We start from the raw sequence: 23,764 nt of genomic DNA, 5'->3' as shown, positions 1-23,764 counted from the left end.
CCCCGGGGCTCTTCGACCTATCGTGTCCCGGTGCAGACCAACGGGGGACGACAGATGATCACCGTACCGGCGGGGACTGTGACGTTGTCGGATCGGCGTACGCAGACGAGCTGGTCGGTCGAGGTCGCGGCGTTCGCCCTCGCCGCAGTGCCCACCACCCAGGCCCAGTACGCGGCGGTGACCGGCACCCACCCGAGTGGGGCGCAGGGTGAGCACCTGCCTGTGGAGGGTGTGTCGTGGCCGGACGCCGTCCACTACTGCAACCTGCTCTCCGAGATCGAGGGGCTGACGCCGGCGTACCGGATCGAGGGCGGGACCGACGACGACGGCTCGGGAGTGGCGTGGGATCCGGCGGCCGACGGGTACCGGCTGCCGACGGAGGCCGAATGGGAGCACGCCTGCCGGGCCGGCACCACCGGACCCCGGTACGGGCCTCTCGACGAGATCGCCTGGTACCGGGGGAACTCCGGCGAGCGCAGCCACGAGGTGGGTGGCCTCCGCCCCAACTCGTGGGGCCTGTTCGACCTGCTCGGCAACGTCTGGGAGTGGTGCTGGGACGTCTACGACGCCGAGGTGTACGGCACGTACCGGGTGCTGCGTGGCGGCGGTTGGTTCGACGAGCACTGGAGCTGCCGCGCCTCGGTGCGGCGGCGCAGTCATCCGACGCTCCGGATCGACGACCTCGGCTTCCGGGTGGCCCGGTCGGTCCCCCTTCCTCACGTCAGTTGACGGTGTTGAAAGTGGGGCGGATGGTGAGGGCGGCGCCGTCCAGGGGGACCGGAGCGTGCACCGTGAACGTCGCCGTCTCACCGGGCAGGAGGGTCACCAGGGCCTCGTCGACCTCGGCGTCCGGGTGGAGACGGTCCGGGTAGAGGGTCAAGTCACGCAGGACGGTCCGGGCGGTGACCCGGACCCGTACGCCGCCGTGGACGCGTTCGACGGTGCTGTCGAAGTCCGCCGTCGGCCAGGTCACGTCCCGGTCCTCGGCGAAGAACCACAGTGCCCGGTCGACGCCCTCCCCCGCCTCGGCGACGAGGAGTTCCGCGGTGGCCCTGTCGGGTCGGGTCAGCTCCGCCGGGAGCGGCACCGTCACCACCGAGTACGCCGGCACGTCCACCTCGGTCGTCGTCTTCGCCCGGATCTCGCCGTCCAGGGTGACCCGGGTGACCGTCGCGGCACCCCGCCACGGCTGCCCGGTGTCGTTGACAGCCACCACTGCCGGCGCACCGTCACGGGGCTGGACCGTCAACAGCCGGTCGGCGTACGCGCGGCGCAGGGCGTACCACAGGGGTTTGCGGCGGCCGTCGCCGTCGATCGCCGACCAGGAGGTCACCGGCCAGCAGTCGTTGAGCTGCCAGACGATGGTGCCCATGCAGACGCCCCGGTGTGAGCGGAAGTGCTCCACCCCCAGTTGGATGGCGCGGGCCTGGTTGAGCTGGGTGAGGTAGTGCCACCTGTCGAAGTCGGTCGGGGCGGGCAGGTGGGCGTCGAGCCCGCGCTGGAGTTTCCGGTCCCCGTCGGCCGCCTTCTGGTGGTGGGCCATGCCGGGCGAGTCGGGGGCGAGCGGCTGGTCGGTGAGGGCGCGGCGCAGCGTCGCGTACGCCGGGGGTGCCTGGTAGCCGAACTCGGCGAGGAACCGGGGGACGTACTCCCGGTATCTGGTGTAGTCGTCGGTGTTCCAGACGTCCCAGATGTGCATGGTGCCGTGGGCCGGGTCGTTGGGGTGCAGGTCCTCCCGCCCGGACCAGGGGCTCCCCGGCCAGTAGGGGCGGGTCGGATCCAGTTCCCCGACGATCCGGGGCAGCAGGTCCAGGTAGTACCCCAGGCCCCAGGTCCGCCCGGCGAGCTGCTCCTGCCAGCCCCAGTCGTGCCAGCCCCAGATGTTCTCGTTGTTGCCGGTCCAGAGCACCAGTGACGGATGCGTCGACAGCCGGGTGACCTGCTCGGCCGCCTCGGCGGCGACCTCCGTGGCGAAGGGTTCCTCCTCCGGGTAGGCGGCGCAGGCGAAGAGGAAGTCCTGCTGCACCAGGAGGCCGAGGGAGTCGGCGAGGTCGTAGAAGTCCTCGGATTCGTACCTGCCGCCGCCCCAGACCCGCAGGAGGTTGATGTTCGCCCCGATCGCCTGGTCGAACCGGTGGGCGAGCCGGTCCGGGGTGACCCGGTCGGCGAACGCGTCGGCGGGGATCCAGTTCACCCCCCTGACGAAGATCGGCAGGTCGTTGACGACGAGGGTGAACGGGGTCCCGTGGGCGTCGGGGGTGGTGTCCAGGGTGACGGTCCGGAACCCGACCCGGCGGGACCACTCGTCGAGGACCGTCCCGGCCGGGTCGTGGAGGGTGACAGTCAACGGGTACCGGTGCGGCTCGCCGTACCCCCGGGGCCACCACCGCCTGACGTCGGGGACCGTCACGGCCACTACCGCGGTGTCCTGCCCGGCGGGGACGGTGACCTCGGCGGTGACGTCGGCGATCGTCGCCCGGACGGTCAGCGGGACGTCGGCGGCGCGTTCGACGGCGACGTGCAGTTCCACCCGCCCGACGTCGGCACCGGCACCCCGGGCACCCTCGACACCCGCATCCCCGTCCCCGTCACCGGCACCGGCACCGGTGACGGTCACCAGGGGCCGGACCGTCGCCAGCCGGGCCGTGGACCAGCGGTGCAGCCCGATGGGCTGCCAGATGCCGGCGGTGACCACAGTCGGTCCCCAGTCCCAGCCGAAGTTGCAGGCCGTCTTCCTGATGAAGTTGAACGGCTCCGGGTACGCGTTCGGCAGGTCACCGAGACGGTCCCGGTGCCCCTCGGCGTACCGGTAGGCGGAGTCGAGGCGTACCGCGACGGTGTTCTCGCCCGGTCGCAGCACCGAACCGACGTCGAACCGGTAGCTCCGGTGCTGGTTCTCGGCCCGGCCGACCTCGACGTCGTTGACGGTCACGGTGGCCACCGTGTCGAGCCCGGCGCAGACCAGGTCGACCCGGTCGTCGTCACCCGGTCGCCAGTCGACGGTGGTGGTGTACGTCCAGTCGGTGCGCCCGATCCAACCCAGCCGGACCTCGTTGTCGTCGAGGTACGGGTCGTCGATCAGCCCGGCGGCGAGCAGGTCGGTGTGCACGCACCCGGGGACGCCGGCCGGGAGGCTCCGGTCGACGATCTCGGCGGGGACCGGTTCGGTGCCGGGTACGGCCCGCACCGTCCACCCGTCGTGCAGGTTCTGCTGGATCATGACTTGACGGCACCTTCCATGATTCCGCGGACGATCTGCCGGCCCCCGACCACCAACATGATCAGCAGGGGGATGGTGGCCACGAACGCCCCGGCGAGCACCCGACGGTAGACCACGTAGTTCCCGGCGGCGAGGTCGGAGACGGCGACCATCGAGGTCGGGAAGTCGGTCCCACCCAACGTGATCAACGGCCACTGGTAGTCGTTCCAGGTGGCCACGAAGGTCAGCAGGCCGAGCACTGCCAACGCCGGGCGGAGTGTCGGCAGGACGATGCTCGCATAGACCCGCAGGGTGGAGGCCCCGTCCATCCGGGCGGACTCGATCAGCTCGTCGGGGACCGAGCCGACGATGACCTGTCGCATGTAGAACACGCCGAACGCGCTGACCAGGCCGGGGACGATGACCGCGAGCAGGGTCCCGTTCCAGCCCAGCTCCCCCATCACGATGTAGAGGGCGACCACGCCGAGCTGGCTGGGCACGGTGAGGGTGAGGATCACGAAGAGCATCAGGACCCGGCTGCCCCGGAACCGCAGCTTGGCGAAGGCGAAGCCGGCCAGTGAGCAGAAGAACAGCACCGAGGCGGTCACGACGGTGGAGACGACGAAGCTGTTGACCAGGCCGGCGGCGAAGAAGACGTCCTGGGAGGAGAAGACCTCCTCAATGTTGGTGAGGAACCGGCTGCCGGGCACCACCGTCGGCGGGACCTGGGCGAGCGCCTCGTCGGTGCTGGTGGCGATGACGAACATCCAGTACAGCGGGAACGCGGCGAAGATCATCGAGGTGGCCAGGAGCAGGTACGTGCCGATGCCGGCCGGGGTGTCCTGGGGAGCCCGCCCCACTGCGGCGTACCGCCCCCGACGGGTCCGCTCCGGGGCGTCGGTGTTCGGGGCGGTCATCGTCGACCTCCGGAGAGTCGGCCGGTCAGCCAGGCGTTGAAGCCCGCCACCACCAGGACGATCAGGAACAGGGCCCAGGACATCGCCCCCGCGTAGCCCAGGTTGAGGTCCTTCCAACCGACCTTGTAGATGAGCTGGGCGACGGTCTGCCACTCCCCGTTCGCGCCACCGGTGGCGGCCTGGGAGTTCAGCTCGAACAGCATCGGCTCGGTGAAGAGCTGGAACCCGCCGATGGTGGAGAGGACCACGGTGAACAGGACCACCGGTTGGATCATCGGTACGGTGATGCGCCACAGCTGCCGCCAGGCCCCCGCGCCGTCGAGCGCGGAGGCCTCGTACACGTCGCGGGGGATGGACTGCATGGCCGCCAGGTAGAGCAGGGCGTTGTAGCCGATCCACTTCCAGTTGACCATGGTGGCGATGGCCGTCCAGGAGGCGAGTTTGGTGGCCCGCCAGTCGATCGGGGCGGCCGGGTCGCCGAGGCCGAGGGTCTGCAACGCCCAGTTGGCCAACCCGAAGTCGCGGGAGAAGAAGACCCCGAAGACCAGGGTGGAGGCGACCAGCGGGGTGACGTACGGGACCAGGAAACCCACCCGCCACCAGGTCTGCGCCCGCAGTCTGCGGTTGAGCAGCGAGGCGAGGACCAGCGCCAGGAACAGCTGCGGCACTGTGGAGAGCAGGAAGATCCCGAGGGTGTTGTAGAGCGCGTTCCAGAAGTCCGAGTCGGTGAAGAGCCGGGCGAAGTTGTCGGATCCGGCCCAGCCGGTCAGCGTCGGGTCGTCGAGCCGGTAGTGCCGCAGCGCCACCACCCCGTTGTAGAGCAGCGGGAACATGCCGAAGACCAGGAAGATCAGGAAGAACGGGGCGACCAGCAGGTACGGCACGTACCTCAGGTCGAACCGGTGGAGGCGGTCCCGCCAGCTCATCCGTTGGCGGCCTTCTCGGCTGCCTTGACCGCCTCGGCCCAGGCGGCGTCGCCCTTGAGGGTGTCGTTCTGCACCCGGCGGATCACGTCTTCGACCGCCACCGACGTCGGGCCGTTGCGTCGGCCCAGGTACTGCGGGGTGAGGCCCTGGGCCATCTTCGGGAAGATCTGCCCGACGGGGGCGTCGCTGAAGAACGGGTTCTTGAACTCGGTGATCGCCGGGTCGGTGTAGAGCGCCGGCTGGGAGGGGAGGTTGCCGACCTCCTTGAAGATCTCGATCTGCTGCTCCGGCTGGATCAGCCATTCCAGCAGCTTGTACGCCTCGTCGACGTGCTTGCTCTGCTTGGGGATGGTCAGGAACGAGCCACCCCAGTTGCCGCCGCCCCCGGGCACCGCGGCGATGTCCCACTTGCCCTCGGTGTCGGGCGCGGTCTCCTTGATGTGGCCGAGCATCCAGGCGGGGCAGGCGAGCACGGCGAAGGCCCCACTGGCGAAGCCCCGGTTCCAGTCGGTCTGGAAGCTGGTCAGGTTGGCCGAGATGTCGGCCTGGAGGGCCTTGATGGTGTAGTCGAAGGCGACCTTCGGGCCGCCGTCCATCCGGAGTCGGTCCTGCTCGTCGTAGAAGCCCGCCTGCTGCTGGCCGAGGATCGGGTTGAACAGGTTGGTGCCGGAGTCGATGAACTTCTTGCCGGACTTCGCGGTGTAGCCCTTGCCGACCTCGATGAACTCGTCCCAGGTGGGCCAGAGGGCGGAGACCTGGTCCCGGTCGGTGGGGAGCCCGGCGGCGGCGAACAGGTCGGTGCGGTAGCACATGGCCAGCCCACCGACGTCGGTGCCGAGGCCGATCTGGGTCTTGCCGTCGGCCGACAGCGACTGCTTCCACTTCCAGGGCAGGTAACGGCTCTCGTACGAGGAGGCGCCCTTGTCGAGGAGGTTGACGAACTTGTCCGCCTGGCTGCGGAACTGGACGACGAAGCCCTGGTCGACAGCGGCGATGTCGGCCGCCCCGGAGCCGGCCACCAGCTTCTTCTGCAGGTCCTCGTGCTGGGCGTTGAACTCGCCGGAGTTGAGCACGATCCGCACGTTCGGGTTGGCGGCCTCGTACCTGCCCTTGAGCTGGTCCAGACCGAAGTCACCCCAGAAGTTGACCCTCAGGGTGACCCGACCGTCGGCACCGTCACCGGTGCTGCTGCCGCTGCACCCGGCGACCAGGGTGAGGCTGACCGCACCCACAGCGACCGCGCGGGTCCAGCGAATCCAGGACGACTTCGTACTTCCTCGGCGCATGCGGAACGCTCCCGATATCGATGAACGTTGACTGAACCGGATAAGTCAGGCCACCGTACGGGCACCCCTGTGGAGTGTCAACGCCGCCGGAGATCACCCACCGGACCGGCCCACCGACAGCACCACCCCATGGGTGATCATCAAAGGGTCCGGGTGAAGTAGCGTGAGTGGTCGAGCACCGAAGCACGGGAGGAGGCCCCTGGGTGAAGCGGCCGACGATCGCCGACGTCGCCCGGCGGGCCGGGGTGTCCAAGGGCGCCGTCTCGTACGCCCTCAACGGCCAGCCCGGTGTCTCCGAGGCGACCCGTCGACGGATCATGGACATCGCCGCCGAGATCGGGTTCAGCCCCAGCAGCGCCGCACGGGCCCTCTCCGGGGCCACCGCCAACGCCGTCGGCCTGGCCCTGTGCCGCCCGGCCCGGACCCTCGGCATCGAACCGTTCTTCATGGAGCTGATCAGCGGGGTGGAGGCCGAACTCTCCGCCCGGTCGTACGCGCTGACCCTCCAGGTGGTGGCCGACCCGGACGCCGAGATCGCCGTGTACCGACGGTGGTGGGCCGAGCGGCGGGTCGACGGGGTCCTCGTCTGCGACCTGCGCATCGACGACCGCCGGGTGCCCGCCCTGCGGGACCTGCAACTTCCGGCGGTGGTGATCGGCGGACCCGCCCGGACCGGGGGCCTGGCCCACGTCTGGTCCGACGACGCGGCGGCCCTCGTCGAGGCGGTGGAGTACCTGGTGGCCCTCGGGCACCGACGGATCGCCAGGGTCGCCGGGCTGGCGTCGCTGCTGCACACCCGGGTCCGCACCGAGGCCTTCGACGAGGTGTGTCGCCGGTCGGACCTGACCGCCCCGGTGACCGTCTGGGCCGACTACACAGGCGAGGAGGGGGCGCGGGCGACCCGTCGGCTGTTGAGCGCCGCCGACCGCCCCACCGCGGTGATCTACGACAACGACGTGATGGCGATCGCCGGACTGTCGGTGGCCCAGGAGATGGGGTTGTCGGTCCCGGCCGACCTGTCGATCGTGGCCTGGGACGACTCGCCGCTGTGTCGACTGGTCCACCCGCCGTTGACGGCGCTCGGCAGGGACATCCCGGCGTACGGCGCGCACGCCGCCCGGGCACTGCTCGCCGTGGTCGCCGGCGGACCGGCCACCGGGGCTCAGGACGAGACGGCCCACCTGACCCCCCGGGGCAGCACCGCCCCGCCCCGGACCTTCTGAACCGGTTCAGCTGTCGGCGGCGTCGGACCCTCCGGAACGTTCCTCGAAGTACGCCTCCACCCGTTCGGCGGTGGCGGGTCGGGCCAACGCGTAGCCCTGCCCGTAGCGGCACCCCGAACGCCGCGCGTCGCCCACCTGTTCCATCGACTCCAACCCCTCGGCGACCACTGTCAGGCCGAGGCGGTCACCCAGGCCGACCAGGACGTCGAGCAGGGTCTGGTCGGCCCCGTCCGGATCCGGGCTGATCTTCAACAGGTCGAGGGGGAGCCGACGCAGGTGGCTCAGCGAGGCGTGCTCGGTCCGGAAGTCGTCCAACGCGGTCTGCACCCCGATCGCCCGTAGCTCCCCCAGGCGGGCGGCCACGGGGCCCTCGTCGCCGGGCAGCTGCGGCTCGGAGATCTCCACGAGCAGCCGGTCGGCGGGCAGGCCGTACTCGGCCAGGACCGCGCAGAGGTGCCTGACGAACTCCGGGGCCAGCAACTCCTCGGAGGTGACGTTGACCGCCACCCAGAGCGTGGCCCCCGTCGCCGTCCAGTCGGCGAGCTGTCGGCAGGCCCGGGTCAGCACCCAACGACCCAGCTCACCCATCAGCCCCCGGGTCTGCGCCACCGGCAGCAGTTCCCCGGGCAGCACCGTACCCAGCTCGGGGCTGCGCCAGCGCAGCAGCGCCTCCACCCCCACCGGCGACCGGTCGATGAGGGCGAGGACGGGTTGGTAGACCAGGTCCAGTTCGCCCCGGGCCGCCGCCCCGGGCAACCCCCGCTCCAGCTCCAGCCGTCGCAGGAGTTGCTGTTCGAGTTCCTCGTCGTACCACTCGATGCGGTCCCGACCGAGTTGCGCGGCCCGACGGCGGGCCAGGTCGGCCTGGCGCAGGACGTCGTCGGGATCCCCGCCGTCGATCTCGGCGAGCCCGATGCTGTGCTGCAACCGGACCTCGGGACCGGCGTCGCCCTGGTCTGCCGGATCCGGATCCAGCCGGTACGGCTCGCTCAGGGCCGTCAACATCCGGGTGGCCAGGGCGTACGCGGGCACCGGCCCGACCGGGGTGAGGACCGCGAACTCGTCACCGGTCAGTCGGGCGACCAGGTCCTGGGGACCTGCGGCGGTACGCAGCCGACGGGCTGCCTCGATCAACACCCCGTCACCGGCCGCCCGCCCCTGGCCGTCGTTGACTCCGCTGAGACCGTGCAGTTCCACGATGAGCAGCGCCCCGACGGGCTGTGGCCCGGTCGGCCACGACGTCCCGGGCGGCCGGGGGCGGATCGGCCGGGCCTCGGGTTCCCCTGTCGCCTCGGCCCACTCGGTGGGCAGGTGTCCCTGGTGCAGCTCGGCGACGGCCCCCAACAACGCGCACCGGTTCGCCACCCCGGTCAGCTGGTCGGTGACGGCGAGCTGCAGGACCCGCTGCTCCAGTCGACGGCAGTCCCCGACGTCGCGTACGTGCAGGACCAGCGCACCCAGTTCGGGCACGCTGCGCTGGTCGCTGACAGTCGACTCGGTCTCCCGCCAGCCGCCCCGACCGTCGGTGAGGCGGGCCATCAGCAGACCCCCGTCGTTCTCGCCCTCGACCGAGGCGAGCCGGGCGGCCACCCGCGCCACGTCGTCGGGGTGGACCAGGTCGCGCAGCAGCCGCCCGACGACGGCGGTGTCGGCGAGGCCGAACAGGCGCGGACCGGCCGGGGACTGCCAGATCACCCGCTGTTCGGCGTCGAGGAGCAGGACGAGGTCCCGTCCGCCGGCCACCAGGGCGTGAACCCGGGCGTGTCCCTCGGTCCGGTCGGCGCCCCGCCGACGCTGGTCGGCGGTGCGGATCAACTCCCGGACCACGAGCGGGGGTACCACGGCCAGCCCGAAGAAGTAGACGGTCGGTTCGATCGCCTCGACGGTGCCGAAGTAGTGGCCTCCGACGGTGAGGACCACCACTGCCGGGACGACGGCGCGGACCCGCGTACGGGCCGGTGCGAGGGTGCCCGCCGAGCCGGAGCCTGCCGCCTGCCGGACCCCGACCGCTGTCACCACCGCCCCGACCAGCAGCGCGACCATCGCCACCACCGGCGACCGGTCGGCCTCCGGCGCGGCCAGGGTGGCCACCAGGACGACCTGCCCGAGCAGGGTCAGCAGCGCCCCGCCCCGACAGGTGGCGGCGAAGCGCGGGTACCGGCCGGTCAACACGGTCAGGGCCGACACGGCGAGCAGACCGGCGACGATCGCCGCGGGCAACCGGACCGGCTGCGGCACCCCGTCGGGTAGCAGCACCCAGACCGTGAAGCAGAGCCCGACCGAGGCCACCGACGGTTCGGCCAGGGTTCGGAACCGGTCCGACCACTGTGGGCGGGTCCGGCCGGGCAGCAGGTGCAGCCCCGCCCCGAACAGACCGGCGGAGACCGCCAGGCCGACCGTCGCGGCGACGGCCCGGTGCTGCACCGGGACGAGGGCGGGCAGGACTGCTGTCGTACCGGCTGCCAGGACGGCGGCGTCGAGCAGCACCGCCGGGCGGTACACCCCTGTCGGTCGGCCGAGGCGCAGGACGGCCGAGGCAGCGGCCAGGATCCCGCCGAGCGCGACCGCCACCGGCACGGGGATCAGGGCGGCGGTCCCGGCGACGACGACGAGGAGCCCGCCGGCGAGTACGACGAGATCGGCCGAGGGTCGGGAGGTCGGGAGGGTACGCAGCACGCGGGTGGGGAGCAGCACAGGCACTGTCGCCTTCGTGGAGGGGGCACGGGGCGGGGCGGTGTCGGACCGCCACTGATCGGCCGAACGAGCCGAGCCGTCGTGGGTTACGCCCCGAGCGCGACGGATGTCGTGATGCACGTCACTGCCGACGGGGGATGCCGGGGGAACCGCCGCCCGAGTCCGGCCGGATCGGGGCCGGGTGGGACCATCGGGGGGTGAGTCGTGTCGACACTGTCCACTTCCGGCACAGCCAGGCGATCGTGGTCGCCGCAGGCGTGGCGACGATCGGGGCGCTGCCACTGGCCTGCGCCCACTGGTACCTGTCCCCGGTGCTGCTGGTGCCGCTCGCCGTGGTGCTGTGGGGATGGCGGACCGGCACCCACGCCGACGCCCGGGAGCTGCGCCTACAGGGGCTCGTCGGGCGGCGCAGGATCGCCTGGGACCGGGTGGTCGAACTCTTCCCCGACCAACGCGGCCGGGGCGCCGTACGCCTCGACGACGGCACCGTGTTCGCGCTGCCCGCCGTCCGCGGCGTGGACCTGCCCAGGCTGGTGGCGGTCACCGAGCCGACCACCGCCGAGGAGGAGACTCCGGCAGACGAGCGCGGCGACCCCGCCCCCGACGAGGGGGCCGCCGGGAAGCCCCCCGCTCAGTAGCCCCCGACCACCTCGTTGACCAACGGCTCCCCGGCGGAGAAGCGCCGTACCTGAGCCCCCACCAGCCGGTACGCCCGAGGCAGCAGCCCGCGTACCGAACCGGCCACGTGCGGCGTCAACAGGACGTTGGGCAGTTCCCAGAGCGGATGGTCGGCGGGCAGCGGCTCCGGGTCGGTGACGTCCAGCGCCGCCGAGATCCGCCCGGTGGTCAGCTCGGCCACCAGGGCGTCGGTCCGGGCCACCGGCCCCCGGGCGGCGTTGACCACCAGCGCCCCGTCCGGCAGCGCGGCGAGGAACGCCTCGTCGACCAGGCCCCGGGTCTGCGGGGTCAACGGCACGATCACCACCACCACGTCGGCGGAGGGCAGCAGGGCAGGCAGCTCGTCCACACCGTGGACCCCCTGGTCGGGGCGGGCCGTCCGGGCGACCAGGGTGAACGTGACCTCGAAGGGGGCCAGCCGGGCCTGGACCGCCGCGCCGATCGACCCGGCACCCACGATCAGGACCCGTTTGCCGGCCAACTCGTCGGTCGGGGTGACCTCGTCGTACGCCCACTGTCGGCGGGCCTGCGCACGGGCCAGGGCCGGGAAGGCGCGCAGCTGGGACAGGATGGCGGCGACCACCCACTCGGCGGTGCCGGAGTCGTGGACCCCCCGGGCGTCGCAGAGGGTCACCCCGTCGGGGACCCGCCCCACCCAGGCGTCGGCACCGGCCGAGAGCAACTGCACCGCCGCCAGGTCGGGCAGGCGCGCCAGCACCGCCGAGGCCGCCTCGCCGCTGAGGAAGGGCGGCACCCAGAACCGGACCCCCGTCGGGTCGGACGGGAGCCGTCGGGGATCGTCGAACACCTCGACGGTGATCCCCTCCGGCAGGTCACCGAGGAGGTCACGGCCGGCGGGGTGGGGAATCCAGACCTTCACGTCAGCCGACGATAGTCCGCCCTGCCGGGTCCCGCCGGGCGGATGCCCGGCGACTAGGCTGGGGCGGATGATGGCCCGTACCCCGTCGTACCCCCGCACCGGTCGGCTCCGCGCGGCGGCCGCGACCTCCTGCGCGGCGTTGGTGCTCGCGGGTTGCAGCTTCGGCGAGCCGGAGCCGGACCCGGCCGGTCAGCCGCCCAACCTGCCCACCCCGTCGGCGAGTGCCGACCCGGGTGGGGGCGAGACGCAGGTGGTGGCGACCGTCCTGGCCAAGGGGCTGCGGGTGCCGTGGGCGATCGCCTTCCTGCCCGACGGCGGCGCACTGGTCACCGAGCGCGACAGCGGACGCATCCTCCAGGTCGGCCCGGAGTCGGGGCCGGAGGGGCTGACCGTGTCGGTGGTGCAGACCGTCGCGGACGTGGCCCCGGGGGGCGAGGGAGGGCTGCACGGCATCGCCGTCTCCCCCGACTACCAGCGGGACCGGACGATCTTCGTGTACTACACCACCGAACGGGACAACCGGATCGCCCGGATGGAACTCGGGGGCCGACCCGCCCCGATCCTGACCGGCATCCCCAAGGCCAACGTCCACAACGGCGGTGGCCTCGGCTTCGGCCCGGACGGTCACCTCTACGCCAGCACCGGGGACGCCGGTGACCGGGCGCTGTCGCAGGACCGCGACAGCCTCGGCGGGAAGATCCTGCGGATCACCCGGGACGGCAAGCCGGCACCGGGCAACCCCCGGGCCGACTCGCCGGTCTGGTCCCTGGGGCACCGCAACGTGCAGGGCTTCGGTTGGGACGCCGGGAAGCGGATGTTCGCCGTGGAGTTCGGTCAGAACACCTGGGACGAGATCAACCAGATCACCAGGAACGGCAACTACGGCTGGCCCGCGGTCGAGGGACGCTCCGACGACGACCGGTACGCCGACCCGATCGTGCAGTGGCCCACCGGGGAGGCGTCCTGCTCCGGTCTCGCCGTCACCGAACAGCTGCTCGCCACGGCCTGCCTGCGCGGGGAACGGGTCTGGCTGGTGGAGACGACCGAGGCGGGAACGGTCCTCGGCCAGCCCCGTGAGGTGCTCACCGGCCGGTACGGGCGGCTCCGGGCGGCCGTCGCCGCCCCGGACGGCTCGATCTGGGTGAGCACCTCGAACCACGACGGGCGGGGCGAACCGGCCCCCGAGGACGACCGGATCCTGCGACTGGTCCTCGCCGACGGTGGGGCCGGACGCAGTTGACGACCCGGTACGTCCGGTGGGGCGCAGGGGACGACCGAGGCGCCGAGGTACCGGGCGGGCCAGGGATACCACCGGGACCGGTGAGACGGATTCGTCGGAACCGGTGACGCCGGTTTGCCAAGATCTTTCAACGGGCAGGTCAGAATCTCATCATGGACGGCCAGGGGAACGACCAGGACAGGACCCGGGACACCGATGCCCGGAACACGACGGGCTTCCGTCGGTGGATACCACGATCAGGCCGGACCGATCGGCCGGACGGGCTGACATCGGACCGACGCCGTCGGCTGCGCCGGCTGGGCGTGGCCCTGGCCGTGGTCGCCGTGGCCCTCACCGGAGTGTTCCTCGGCACCCTGGCCGGCGGGCAGGTCAGGACCGACATCGGCCCGTTCCGGGCCGAGCTGAGCCTGACCCCGTCGACCGCCGGTGGCACCAGCGTCGACATCCCCCCGCTCGGCTCCCTGCTGCTGGACAGCCACAGCGGCCCCACCCACCTCACCGTCGAGCTGGGGGCGCTGGACCAGACCCGGACCCAGGCACTCATCGACGACCCGGCGAGCATCGCCCGGGCCAGCCAGTCCGCCGTCGACGACGTCCGCGACGGCGTCGTCCGGCTCGGCCTGCGGACCGTGGCCGCTGTCGTCCTGGTCACGTTGATCCTGGCCTTCCTGATCTTCCGGGACACCCGGCGGACCGCCGCGGCGGGGGCGCTGGCGTTGGCCGTCGCCGCCGGCAGCCTCGGCACCGCCGCGCTCACCCTCCGACCGCAGTCGATCGAGGAGCCACGGTACGAGGGGCTGCTCGTCAACGCTCCGGCGATCGTCGGTGACGCCCGCAAGATCGCCAACGACTACACCAAGTACGCCGAGCAGCTCAAGCGGCTCGTCGGCAACGTCAGCCAGCTCTACACCACCGTCTCCGCCCTTCCCGTGTACGAGCCGGAGCCCGGCACCACCCGTGTCCTGCACGTCTCGGACATGCACCTCAACCCGACCGGCTGGCAGCTCATCCGGACCGTCGTCGAGCAGTTCAGCGTCGACGTGGTGATCGACACCGGGGACATCACCGACTGGGGCAGCGAGCCGGAGGCCAACTACGTCGGCTCCATCGCCCTGTTGGAGAAGCCGTACGTCTACATCCGGGGCAACCACGACTCGGGGCGTACGTCGGCGGCGGTGGCCCGGCAGCCCAACGCCATCGTCCTGGACAACTCCGCCACCACCGTGGCCGGACTGACCATCGCCGGGATCGGGGACCCCCGGTTCACCCCCGACAAGAGCACCGCCCCGGCCGCCGGTGGCCTGACTGGCTCCGGCGCCAACGAGCTGATCGACAACGGCGAGCAGCTCGCCCAGACGGTCCGCAACTCCCCCCGCCCCGTGGACATCGCCCTGATCCACGACCCGGCGGCAGCCGGCCCCCTGTCGGGCACCTGTCCCCTGGTGCTGGCCGGTCACACCCACAACCGTCAGGTGTCGATGCTGCCGGAGGTGCCCGGCGAGCAGCCCACCACGCTGATGGTCCAGGGATCCACCGGCGGGGCCGGGCTGCGCGGGCTGGAAGGCGAGGAACCCACCCCGCTGAGCATGTCGGTCCTCTACTTCGACGACGAGAAGAAGTTGCAGGCGTACGACGACATCACCGTCGGCGGCACCGGCCAGGCGCAGGTCAACCTGGAACGACGCGTCGTCCAGCCCACCGACCCGGGGGCCAACCTGCCGGTCACCCCCACGCCCACCCGCAGCCCCGAACCGGCCACCCCGACGGCGACGCCCACCGCGACCCCGCCGACCCCCACCACCCCCACGCCCAGCGTCCCCACCCCCACCCCCACCAGCTGACTCCTGGTGTGACCCCGAGATCTTGGAAGCGGGTGGCCCCATAGGGGCCGAAGCTTCCAAGGTCCGGTGGGGACCGAAAGGTGCCACTGTCGGGGAGAGCAGACGTGGCTCGGCCCCCGGTCCAGTGGACCGGGGCCGAGTACCGACTACCGAGGGCCGACTATCCGGGGCCGACTGCCGACTGCGGTAGAGACGTCGTTTGGGTCAGCTCGCGCCGAGGCGGGACAGGATCAGCTCGCGTACGGTCTTGGCGTCGGCCTGCCCCCGGGTGGTCTTCATGACCGCCCCGACCAGGGCTCCGGCCGCTGCGACCTTCCCGCTGCGGATCTTGTCGGCGACGTCCGGGTTGGCGGCGATCGCCTCGTCCACGGCTGCGGTGAGGGCACCGGTGTCGGAGACGACCTCCAGACCCCGGTTGGTCATGATCTGGGTCGGCGTACCCTCGCCGGCCACCACGCCCTCCAGGACCGTCCGGGCCAGCTTGTCGTTGAGCTTCCCCGCGTCGACCAGGCCCTGGAGCTCGGCGACCTGCCCCGGGGTGGCCCCGACGTCGGCCAGCTCGACACCCGCCTCGTTGGCCCGCCGCGACAGTTCACCGAGCCACCACTTGCGGGCGGCGGCCGGGGTGGCCCCGGCGGCGATGGTGGCCTCGATCAGCTCGACCGCACCGGCGTTCAACACCGACTGCATGTCCTGGTCCGACAGGCCCCAGTCCTGCTGCAACCGGCGGCGGTGCAGTCGGGGAAGCTCAGGCAGGGCGGCCTTCAGCTCGGCCACCCAGGCGGTGTCCGGGGCGAGCGGAACCAGGTCCGGCTCGGGGAAGTACCGGTAGTCGGTGGCGGTCTCCTTCGACCGGCCCGAGGTGGTCTCCCCGGTGTCCTCGTGGAAGTGCCGGGTCTCCTGGGTGATCCGGCCGCCCGCGTCGAGCACCGACGCCTGGCGGAGCATCTCGGAGCGGACCGCCCGCTCCACCGAACGCAGCGAGTTGACGTTCTTGGTCTCGGTCCGGGTGCCCCACTCCTGACCGGGCAGGTTGAGGGAGGTGTTGACGTCGCAGCGCAGCGACCCCTCCTCCATCCGTACGTCGGAGACGCCGAGCGAGCGCAGGACGTCACGCAGCTCGGTGACGTACGCGCGGGCGACCTCCGGGGCCAGCTCGGCGGTGCCGGGGATCGGCTTGGTGACGATCTCCACGAGCGGGATGCCGGCCCGGTTGTAGTCGACGAGCGACTCGGTCGCCCCGTGGATCCGCCCGGTGGCCCCGCCGACGTGCAGCGTCTTGCCGGTGTCCTCCTCCAGGTGCACCCGCTCGATGCCGATGCGGACCGTCTCGCCGTTCACCTCGACGTCCAGGTAACCGTCGACGCAGAGCGGCTCGTCGTACTGGCTGATCTGGAAGTTCTTCGGCATGTCCGGGTAGAAGTAGTTCTTCCGGGCGAACCGGCACCACTGGGCGATGGAGCAGTTCAGGGCGAGCCCGATCCGGATCGTCGCCTCGATCGCCGCTTTGTTGGCCACCGGCAGCGAGCCGGGCAGCCCCAGGCAGACCGGGCAGACCCGGGTGTTGGGCTCCCCCCCGAAGTCGGTCGGGCAACCACAGAACATCTTCGTGTTCGTGCCCAGCTCGACGTGGGTCTCCAGGCCGATCACCGGCTCGTAGCGCGCGACGACGTCGTCGTACGCGGGCAGTGTCGTGGTCATGGCGACGCTCCAGGCGCGATCCGGACAGAACCGTTCCAGCCTAATGGGGTTGCCACCCCACCCCACCGCCGGGTTTCCCGACCACGCCGACTCGTCGGAGTGACCGCTCTCAGGCCGGGGTACGAATCGACGCATGGCGATTCCCGGGAGGCCGCCGGAGTGGCCCGACAGCACTGGCTCGTCTGGCTGCAACTCGCCATGGTGGCTCTCCGAGTCGGCCTGGTCCACCTCAGCACGAGAGGTTCCACCCAGATCATCGGGGCGGCTGTCGCCGTGGCCCTGCTCGTCCCGGCCGGGGTGCAGCGGCGCGCCGTCGTCCGTGCCCGCCGATACCTGACCGACCGGCCCCAGCCGGACCCCCGTTGATCCGCAGGATCGTGGCGGTCACCGCATCGCTCATGATCGTTGGCTGTTCACCGACACGACACGCCGGGAATGGTGTCCCTCAACAGCTAACGATCATGAGTGCAGCCCTGCTGCCGCGATCAGGTGATCCACCTGCTCCCGCGTCAGGCCTCCCACCCCACCCCACCGCCGGATTTCACCGCCACAGTCGAACCCGGTCACCGGCGACGGACGGGGCGGTCGGCCTGCCATCGAGCCACCACCGCCCCGACCACCAGCAGCAGCGCCGCCTGGGCGAACGCCGGCCCGTCCCGGGCCGGGGCGATCGGCCAGGCCCACCACCGCACCAGACCACCGTCGCCGGTGCCGAAGAGAGCGCTGACGATCACGGCGACGATCGGCACCACCGCCGCCAGGCGTGCGCCGACGAACGGGGTGACGACCAGGGCCAGGCCGAGGCACCCGACGAGATTACGTAGGTAGCCGGGGCCGAGGTCCCACCAACCCAGCAGTGAGCTGATCCCCACTGCGGCAGCGGTGCACAGCACCATGGCCACGACGACCGACAGGTCCCGGAGCCAGATCGCCCGGACCGCCGTGGCGTCCAGGTCTACGCTGCTACGGTCCAGGCCGTACCAGAAAAGGACAGTCGGCACGAGCGGCAGCAGCAACGCGAAGACGACCGGGACGACAAGCGAACCGACCAGGCTGGGCAGCGGCAGCACCGCACCGCCGATCAGCACCCCGGCGACCAGGCTGGCGACGCAGGCCAGGCTCACCACGGTCAGTGCCCTCGCCCGCCACCACCAGATCATCCGGCACCGGCCCGGAACGCCGCCGGGTCGAGACGCGGCCGGGTGGTGCAGTCGGCCAGCGGGGGAAGATTCGCCCGGTACCAGGCCAGCTGCTGCCCGTCGTCGAGCCGACGGACCCGGATGCCCAGGTCGACGAGTTCCGGCGGAGCACCCAGCTCCGCTGCGGGTACGCCCGCCACCAGCGCCATCCAGACCGCCAGCGCGGCCCGGCTGTCCGCACCCGGCCACTCGCCCCGGAGGGCACAGTCCGGGACGGTGTCCGGCACCAGGCTGGAAACCAGGCTGAGCACGGCGTCCCGGCCCACCGCGCCCGGCGGCAGCGCGACGAAGACGGCGTCGGGCCGGGTGACGTCGGCGGCGGTCACGACAGTCGGCAGCGGCAGGCCCACCGCGACGAGCCGGTCGTACGCCGAGGAGAGCGCGGGATGCACCACCGGCCGGACCCTCTCCTGCTCCGGCCAGAGACAGAGCACCGGATCGGCGTCGGTGCAGCGGGGCGCACCGGGGCGGGGAGCTCCCGAGGAGGCCCCCAGCGGCAGAGCCGCCGTGACCGCGAGCCCCAGCAGCGCCGCGAAGGTCGCTGCTCCGGCGATCCGGGTCCGACGGGTGTCGAGGAGAGCGATCAGGGTGCCGACGACGAGCCCCACCGCGAAAAGGCCGGTGGCGAGCATGGCCCGGACCGCCGGGGCCTGGTCGATCGCGCAGCAGCCCTCGAAGGAGAGTCCGTTGAGGTGCCGGATCCAGAGCGGTTCGATCGCCCCCGGGTAGGCCAGCCAGACGTACGAGCCGGCGAGTCCGGCCGGCAGTGCGAGGGCCGGCGGCAACCACCGCCCCAGGCCGTACCCCACCACCGTGTGCCCGACCAAGACCAGCACGTAGACGAGGATCAGCCACGGGTACGGGTGGCCGGGGGCGCCCTGGGCGGCGGGTGCCGTGGCGGCCAGGGCCGCTGTGATGCCCACCAGCCCCAGCGCCACCGTCGGGGCGAGGGCCACCAGAACCACCTGCCAGACCGGTCGGGCGACGGCGAGTGTCTCGATCCGTCCGCCCCGATGCCGGGACCCCTCCCACGCCGCACTCACCGCGCAGATCGGCACCACGATGAAGAGCATCAGGTTCGCCTTGGCGACCGCCGCCGCCCAGTAGCCGGGCGTGGCCGTGTCGACGACCTGCGCCCCCTGTAGCACCACCAAGGCCACCAGCGGCACGAGAAGGTACGGCTCGGCGCGTCCGCGCCACGAGTAGAGGGTCCGCACGGTTCAGCCCTCGACCCCGACGAGCCGGACGTACGCCTCTTCGGCCTGCCGCGACCGTTCCGTGCCGGGCGGGGCCAGCGCCAGGAACGACGAGACGCTGCCCCGGTGCCGCAGGGCACCCCGGTCCAGCACTGCCACGTGCTGATAGACGTCGCTGATGTCCTCGGTCTGGTGGGTCGACACCAGCACGTCGACCCCGTCGACCAGGCTGTTGAGCACCTCCCGCAGGCCCCGCCGCTGCTGGGGGTCCAACCCGGCAGCGGGTTCGTCGAGCACGATGAGCCGGGCGTCGTGCACAAGCGTCTGGGCGATCCCGACGCGCCGCAACTGTCCACCGGAGAGCGCCCTGCTTGGCCGCTCCGCCAGGTCGATCAGGGCCACCCGACGCAGGGCGTCGGCGGCGTTGTCCCAGGCCGTACGACGGTCGAGACCCTTCAGCCAGCCCGCGTACGCGACCTGCTCGCGCACCTTCAGTCCAGGAACCGCCGCGACGTTCTGCGGCAGCCACCCGACGGCGCGGCGGTAGCGGGACCGGGTACGTCGCACGTGACTGGCGAGGTCACCGACGCGGACGGTGCCGGAGTCGGGGCGCAGCAGCCCCACGACGAGCGACAACAATGTGGATTTCCCTGCGCCGTTGGGCCCCAACAGCACGGTCGCCCCGGACCCGAATTCCAGCTCCAGGTCCCGAAAGACAGTGACGTCCCGCCGGTACCGAAACGAAACCCGGTCAATCAGTACGGTCACACGCTTACCTTAGATCATTCATCCCACCGGTCAAAGGCAGACCGGCGGGCCACATCGTGCGATGGACCCGCCGGTCCGATTTCCCGCCAGGGAGGCGACCCTGAATATCAGGCCACTTCAGCCGAACGCAGGAATCAGTAGTACGTGGTGGTAGAACTTACATTCACGCGCCACCCGGAAGCCGAATCGTTGATTCTCTTGATGGTCCAGTGATAGCTGCCCACATCGGTCATCCGACCCCAGTTGAACGTGCCGCACGACGAGGTTCGTTCGCCGTACGTCACATCCGGCAACGGCCACGTCCTGTTGCGGGCGAGGTCAAGCGTGGTGTTGCGGTAGGTTCCCGTAACGGTTGAGCACCCCGACCACACCGTGCGAGTCGCCGTCGCATCGCTGTTGTTGTCGGTCCAACTGCGGGAGGTAAACCCGGTTAGTGCATTGCTAACGCTACTCGACCAGGAACCTTCAGCGTGGGCCGGAGAGATCGTGGACAGGACAAGACAGAGACTGCTCACACCAATCAGGGCAGCCCTTTTCACTCTTTCCATTACCCCTCGTTCACTTCGACTGCAAGTACGCCGGCCGACACCTTGATCCTTCACCATCGGTCACCGCACGTCAACCTTGAGCAGCATAGGGATCTGTCATTTCGATGGGGCCAAGGGTGCAAGCATTCATTGCGTTGTCGCCGACCGTGTGACGGCGAACGCCACCTAATCGCTGGTCAGGTCGGGTGACCTTGGAGAGTTTCGGCCCCCGGAGGGGCCACCTACCTCCAAGGTCTATCGAGGTGCGTCGGTCAGCTCTTGAGACTGGTGGCGAAGGTCGACCAGGCGTACGCGGTGAACCTCAGAACAGGCCCGGACGGATCCTTACTGTCCCGCACCGCCACCACACCAGGAAGATTGTCAGCGACCTCGACACAGTTGCCGCCGTTCTGGCCGCTTCTGGTGGACGTACGCCACCGGGCGTTGGTCAGCTCCATGACTGCGCCACTTCCTTGATCAGGTCGAGGGAAAGCCGCTGAGGAAGTGCACTGCGAGCACACGTCTCCCACACTTTTTCGAGGGTAGCAAGCTCGGATCGAGCACCGACCGTCTCGGACCGCACCTGACTGTCGACATGCCCGGCCAACATCCCGTCGGGCAGGTTGGCCAGGATGAACCCGGCCAACAGCCCCGGATAGAGGCCCGCCTCCTCGGGCACGACGTGGAGCCTGACGTTCGGCAGCCCGGCTGCCGCGACCAGATGCTCCAACTGCCCCCGCATCAGGTCCCGGTCGTCGTCGACGGTCCGCCTCAACACCGCAGCGTCGAGGATGACCACCAACGTCGGGGCATCCTCCCGGTTGAGTAGGGCCTGTCTGTCGATCCTGGACTTGACACGGTGCTTGACCTGCTCAGGGGTGAGTAGACCCCCGGCCCGCAACGTTGCGAGGGCGTAGCCCTCCGTCTGGAGCAGACCGGGGATGTACACCGGTTCGTACCAGCGGAGGGAGACTGCCTGTTCCTCGACGGTGATCCATTCGCGGAGCCAGACCGGGGTCTGGTCCAGGGGCGGGAGCCGGTCGAGGAGTCGGGTGAAGAGGCCGCCGGTCTCCATGGTCCGGTCGATGGCGCGGACGTACTCGGCTGTCGGCGGGCGGGTGCCGCTCTCGACGGCACTGACGTGCGTTCCGCTGTAACTGATCATCCGGCCGAACTCTTCCTGATTGAGTCCCCGGGACGACCGGCACCGGCGCAGTTCGTCGATGAGTACCGCTGTGGCGTTCATGCCCCACCTCTCGTCCCGAGCCTTCCGGGCTCACCTCGACCCGACTTCACTCACCATTCGGGCCTCTTGGTGACGTTCCGTCACCAAGAGAAAACAGCGAGCATACACCGTCGGACGTCGATGCGAGTCATGCCCTGCCGTGCTCGGGACGCCGGGACCGGGGCGGTCGGCTACAGCACCCCGACGGGCGGTCGGCTACAGCACCCCCGACTCGGCCGTCGACGTCGACAAGCAGCACTCCGACGCGGGCGGACGGCTCGGCCGTCGACGGCCGAGAAGGGGGCGGGATGCCCGACGCATCCCGCCCCCTTCTTCTCTCGCGTCTACAGTGCCGGTGGGGTGAGGGTGCCGACGACCGACTCCAGGGCGGCGGCGACCCGGTACATCCGGTCGTCGGCCATGGTCGGGGCCATCACCTGGAGGCCGACCGGCAGGCCCTCGGAAAGCCCGCACGGCACCGAGATACCGGGCCCGCCGTACAGGTTGGCCGGGATCGTGTAGAGGTCGGCCAGATACATCTGGTACGGGTCGGTGGTCCGCGCACCGAGGGGGAACGCCACCGACGGGGTGGTCGGCGAGATCAGCGCGTCGACCTGCTCGAAGGCGGCGGTGAAGTCCCGGGTGATCAGCGTACGGACCTTCTGGGCCTGACCGTAGTAGGCGTCGTAGTAGCCCGAGGAGAGCGCGTACGTACCGATGATGATCCGTCGCTTGACCTCGGGGCCGAATCCGGCCTCCCGGGTCAGCGACATGACCTCCTCCAGCGACCGGTTGCCGTCGTCGCCGACCCGCAGGCCGAACCGGACCCCGTCGAACCGGGCGAGGTTGGAGGAGCACTCGCTCGGGGCGATGAGGTAGTACGCGGGCAGCGCGTAGGTGAAGTGCGGGCAGGACACCTCGACGATCTCGGCACCCAGTTTGGCCAGGGCGTCCACCGATTCGCGGAACGCCGCCAGGACACCCGGCTCGGCCCCGTCCCCGGAGAACTCGGTGACCACGCCGAGCTTCACCCCGGTCAGGTCGCCCGTCGCACCGAGCTTCGCGGCCGCCACCACGTCCGGCACGGGGGCCGGGATGCTGGTGGAGTCACGCGGGTCGTGACCGGCGATGACCTGGTGCAGGAGGGCGGCGTCGAGCACCGTACGGGCGCAGGGGCCGGGGGTGTCGAGGGAGGAGGAGAACGCCACCAGGCCGTACCGGGAGGTGCCACCGTAGGTGGGCTTCGCGCCGACGGTGCCGGTGACCGCGCCGGGCTGCCGGATCGAGCCGCCGGTGTCCGAACCGATCGAGAGCGGGGCCTCGTACGCGGCCAGCGCCGCCGCGCTGCCACCACCCGAGCCGCCGGGGATCCGGCCGGTGTCCCACGGGTTGCGGGTCGGCCCGTAGGCGGAGTACTCGGTGGAGGACCCCATCGCGAACTCGTCCATGTTGGTCTTGCCGAGCATGACGGTGCCCGCCTCGGCGAGCCGCTGGACGATCGTCGCGTCGTACGGCGGGCGCCAGCCTTTCAGGATCTTCGACCCGACGGTGGTCGGAATCCCCTTGGTGGTCAGGACGTCCTTGACGGCGACCGGGACACCCGCGAGCGGGCCGAGGGGCTCACCGGCGGCCCGGCGGTCGTCGACCGTACGGGCGGCGGCCAGCGCACCCTCGGTGTCGACGTGGAGGAAGGCGTTGACCTGCCCGTCGACGGCGGAGATCCGGTCCAGGTGCGCCTGGGTCACCTCGACGGCGCTGGTCTGCCCCTCGGCCACCAGGGCGGCCAGTTCGACGGCGGTGAGCCGGGTCAGGTCACTCATGAAGCCACATCCTCGTCCAGGATCCGGGGTACCCGGAAACGCTGCTGCTCGGCGTCGGGCGCACCCGCCAACGCCTCGGCCGGCGTCAGGCCCGGGGTGACGACGTCGTCGCGCAGGACGTTCGTCAGCGGTACGGAGTGGGAGGTCGGCGGGATGTCCGCCGCGGCGACCTCGCCGACCTGCGCGACCGCCTGGAGGATCACGTCGAGCTGACCGGCGAGGGTGTCCAGCTCCTCCTCCGTCACGGCGAGCCGCGACAGTCGCGCCAGGTGCGCGACCTCCTCGCGGGAGATGGCGGCCATCGGTGCCCCCTTCGTGGCTGTCCTGCTACGTCCGCTGTCTGTACCGCGCGGTCGGTGGGGATGACGTGCGGTGACCGGAGCGAGTCTATTGTCCGGCCGGTACGTCCCGCCGTCGGCTCCCCCTCTCCGCCGACCGACCGTC

The 23,764-nt window shown here is 71.2% G+C and carries 20 protein-coding genes; 6 read left to right on the top strand and 14 right to left on the bottom strand.

What is annotated here, in order from left to right; all coding sequences use genetic code 11:
* Nucleotides 1–54: 54 nt before the first annotated feature.
* A complete protein-coding gene (locus tag WHN02_RS10425; protein ID WP_434743901.1) occupies nt 55–729 on the top strand; it encodes a formylglycine-generating enzyme family protein in 675 nt (224 codons plus the stop codon).
* Here WHN02_RS10425 and WHN02_RS10420 read toward each other — a convergent pair.
* The 4 genes from WHN02_RS10420 to WHN02_RS10405 are packed head-to-tail and all read right to left on the bottom strand — an operon-like array spanning nt 722 to nt 6,328.
* Entirely contained in the window at nt 722–3,220 is a 2,499-nt protein-coding gene (locus WHN02_RS10420) for a glycosyl hydrolase 2 galactose-binding domain-containing protein (protein ID WP_434743145.1), read from the bottom strand. The genes WHN02_RS10425 and WHN02_RS10420 overlap by 8 nt on opposite strands.
* Nucleotides 3,217–4,116 carry a carbohydrate ABC transporter permease gene (locus tag WHN02_RS10415; RefSeq protein WP_434743144.1) on the bottom strand — a complete coding sequence of 300 codons (900 nt, stop codon included), beginning with the start codon at nt 4,114–4,116 and terminating at the stop codon, nt 3,217–3,219. Before WHN02_RS10415 ends, WHN02_RS10420 begins: the two co-directional genes overlap by 4 nt.
* Nucleotides 4,113–5,042, bottom strand: coding sequence for a carbohydrate ABC transporter permease (locus WHN02_RS10410; protein WP_434743143.1), 930 nt, complete (start codon nt 5,040–5,042; stop codon nt 4,113–4,115). Before WHN02_RS10410 ends, WHN02_RS10415 begins: the two co-directional genes overlap by 4 nt.
* On the bottom strand, nt 5,039–6,328 hold the full coding sequence (locus tag WHN02_RS10405; protein ID WP_434743142.1) for an ABC transporter substrate-binding protein: 1,290 nt from the start codon (nt 6,326–6,328) through the stop codon (nt 5,039–5,041). Before WHN02_RS10405 ends, WHN02_RS10410 begins: the two co-directional genes overlap by 4 nt.
* Nucleotides 6,329–6,531: 203 nt before the next feature.
* Here WHN02_RS10405 and WHN02_RS10400 point away from each other — a divergent pair, with 203 nt between their 5' ends.
* The gene (locus WHN02_RS10400) at nt 6,532–7,551 is read left to right on the top strand and encodes a LacI family DNA-binding transcriptional regulator (RefSeq protein WP_434743141.1); all 1,020 of its coding nucleotides are present in this window, start codon (nt 6,532–6,534) and stop codon (nt 7,549–7,551) included.
* A 6-nt stretch (nt 7,552–7,557) separates the two neighbouring features.
* On the opposite strand, the gene WHN02_RS10395 is transcribed toward WHN02_RS10400, so the two are convergent.
* Nucleotides 7,558–10,251 carry a putative bifunctional diguanylate cyclase/phosphodiesterase gene (locus tag WHN02_RS10395; protein WP_434743140.1) on the bottom strand — a complete coding sequence of 898 codons (2,694 nt, stop codon included), beginning with the start codon at nt 10,249–10,251 and terminating at the stop codon, nt 7,558–7,560.
* A 191-nt stretch (nt 10,252–10,442) separates the two neighbouring features.
* Here WHN02_RS10395 and WHN02_RS10390 point away from each other — a divergent pair, with 191 nt between their 5' ends.
* Nucleotides 10,443–10,883: a PH domain-containing protein gene (locus WHN02_RS10390; protein WP_434743139.1), complete on the top strand. Its 441-nt coding sequence runs from the start codon at nt 10,443–10,445 to the stop codon at nt 10,881–10,883.
* On the opposite strand, the gene WHN02_RS10385 is transcribed toward WHN02_RS10390, so the two are convergent.
* Nucleotides 10,877–11,803, bottom strand: a complete 927-nt coding sequence (locus WHN02_RS10385; RefSeq protein ID WP_434743138.1) for a 2-hydroxyacid dehydrogenase — start codon at nt 11,801–11,803, stop codon at nt 10,877–10,879. The two genes, WHN02_RS10390 and WHN02_RS10385, sit on opposite strands and share 7 nt — an antisense overlap.
* Before the next feature lie 70 nt (nt 11,804–11,873).
* Between WHN02_RS10385 and WHN02_RS10380 the strand changes: the two genes are divergently transcribed.
* Nucleotides 11,874–13,043, top strand: a complete 1,170-nt coding sequence (locus WHN02_RS10380; RefSeq protein WP_434743900.1) for a PQQ-dependent sugar dehydrogenase — start codon at nt 11,874–11,876, stop codon at nt 13,041–13,043.
* Between the two features lie 152 nt (nt 13,044–13,195).
* Entirely contained in the window at nt 13,196–14,884 is a 1,689-nt protein-coding gene (locus WHN02_RS10375; protein WP_434743137.1) for a metallophosphoesterase, read from the top strand.
* 204 nt (nt 14,885–15,088) lie between these two features.
* Here the strand turns inward: WHN02_RS10375 and gatB are convergent, their stop codons facing one another.
* Nucleotides 15,089–16,585: an Asp-tRNA(Asn)/Glu-tRNA(Gln) amidotransferase subunit GatB gene (gatB, locus tag WHN02_RS10370; RefSeq protein WP_434743136.1), complete on the bottom strand. Its 1,497-nt coding sequence runs from the start codon at nt 16,583–16,585 to the stop codon at nt 15,089–15,091.
* Between the two features lie 159 nt (nt 16,586–16,744).
* Here gatB and WHN02_RS10365 point away from each other — a divergent pair, with 159 nt between their 5' ends.
* On the top strand, nt 16,745–16,951 hold the full coding sequence (locus WHN02_RS10365; RefSeq protein ID WP_434743135.1) for a hypothetical protein: 207 nt from the start codon (nt 16,745–16,747) through the stop codon (nt 16,949–16,951).
* A gap of 197 nt (nt 16,952–17,148) precedes the next feature.
* Here WHN02_RS10365 and WHN02_RS10360 read toward each other — a convergent pair whose 3' ends face one another.
* From WHN02_RS10360 to gatC, 7 genes are all read right to left on the bottom strand, one after another.
* Complete coding sequence (locus tag WHN02_RS10360; protein WP_434743134.1) at nt 17,149–17,745, bottom strand: hypothetical protein; 597 nt, start codon at nt 17,743–17,745, stop codon at nt 17,149–17,151.
* Nucleotides 17,742–19,001, bottom strand: coding sequence for a DUF7224 domain-containing protein (locus WHN02_RS10355; protein ID WP_434743133.1), 1,260 nt, complete (start codon nt 18,999–19,001; stop codon nt 17,742–17,744). Before WHN02_RS10355 ends, WHN02_RS10360 begins: the two co-directional genes overlap by 4 nt.
* A gap of 3 nt (nt 19,002–19,004) precedes the next feature.
* A complete protein-coding gene (locus WHN02_RS10350; RefSeq protein WP_434743132.1) occupies nt 19,005–19,748 on the bottom strand; it encodes an ABC transporter ATP-binding protein in 744 nt (247 codons plus the stop codon).
* Nucleotides 19,749–20,547: 799 nt separating this feature from the next.
* Nucleotides 20,548–20,733 (bottom strand): DUF397 domain-containing protein, encoded by a 186-nt coding sequence (locus WHN02_RS10345; RefSeq protein ID WP_434743131.1) that lies wholly within the window; start codon nt 20,731–20,733, stop codon nt 20,548–20,550.
* Entirely contained in the window at nt 20,724–21,521 is a 798-nt protein-coding gene (locus WHN02_RS10340) for a helix-turn-helix domain-containing protein (protein WP_434743130.1), read from the bottom strand. The genes WHN02_RS10345 and WHN02_RS10340 overlap by 10 nt, the downstream gene beginning before the upstream one ends.
* 323 nt (nt 21,522–21,844) lie before the next feature.
* Nucleotides 21,845–23,320 (bottom strand): Asp-tRNA(Asn)/Glu-tRNA(Gln) amidotransferase subunit GatA, encoded by a 1,476-nt coding sequence (gene gatA, locus WHN02_RS10335; protein WP_434743129.1) that lies wholly within the window; start codon nt 23,318–23,320, stop codon nt 21,845–21,847.
* Nucleotides 23,317–23,622 (bottom strand): Asp-tRNA(Asn)/Glu-tRNA(Gln) amidotransferase subunit GatC, encoded by a 306-nt coding sequence (gene gatC / locus WHN02_RS10330; protein ID WP_350895257.1) that lies wholly within the window; start codon nt 23,620–23,622, stop codon nt 23,317–23,319. Before gatC ends, gatA begins: the two co-directional genes overlap by 4 nt.
* Between the last annotated feature and the right edge of the window lie 142 nt (nt 23,623–23,764).

Source organism: Micromonospora sp. SH-82 (assembly GCF_051132485.1).
GTDB lineage: Bacteria > Actinomycetota > Actinomycetes > Mycobacteriales > Micromonosporaceae > Micromonospora.
Note: the sequence above shows the minus strand (reverse complement) of the source record. Positions and strands in the feature narration are given on the sequence as shown.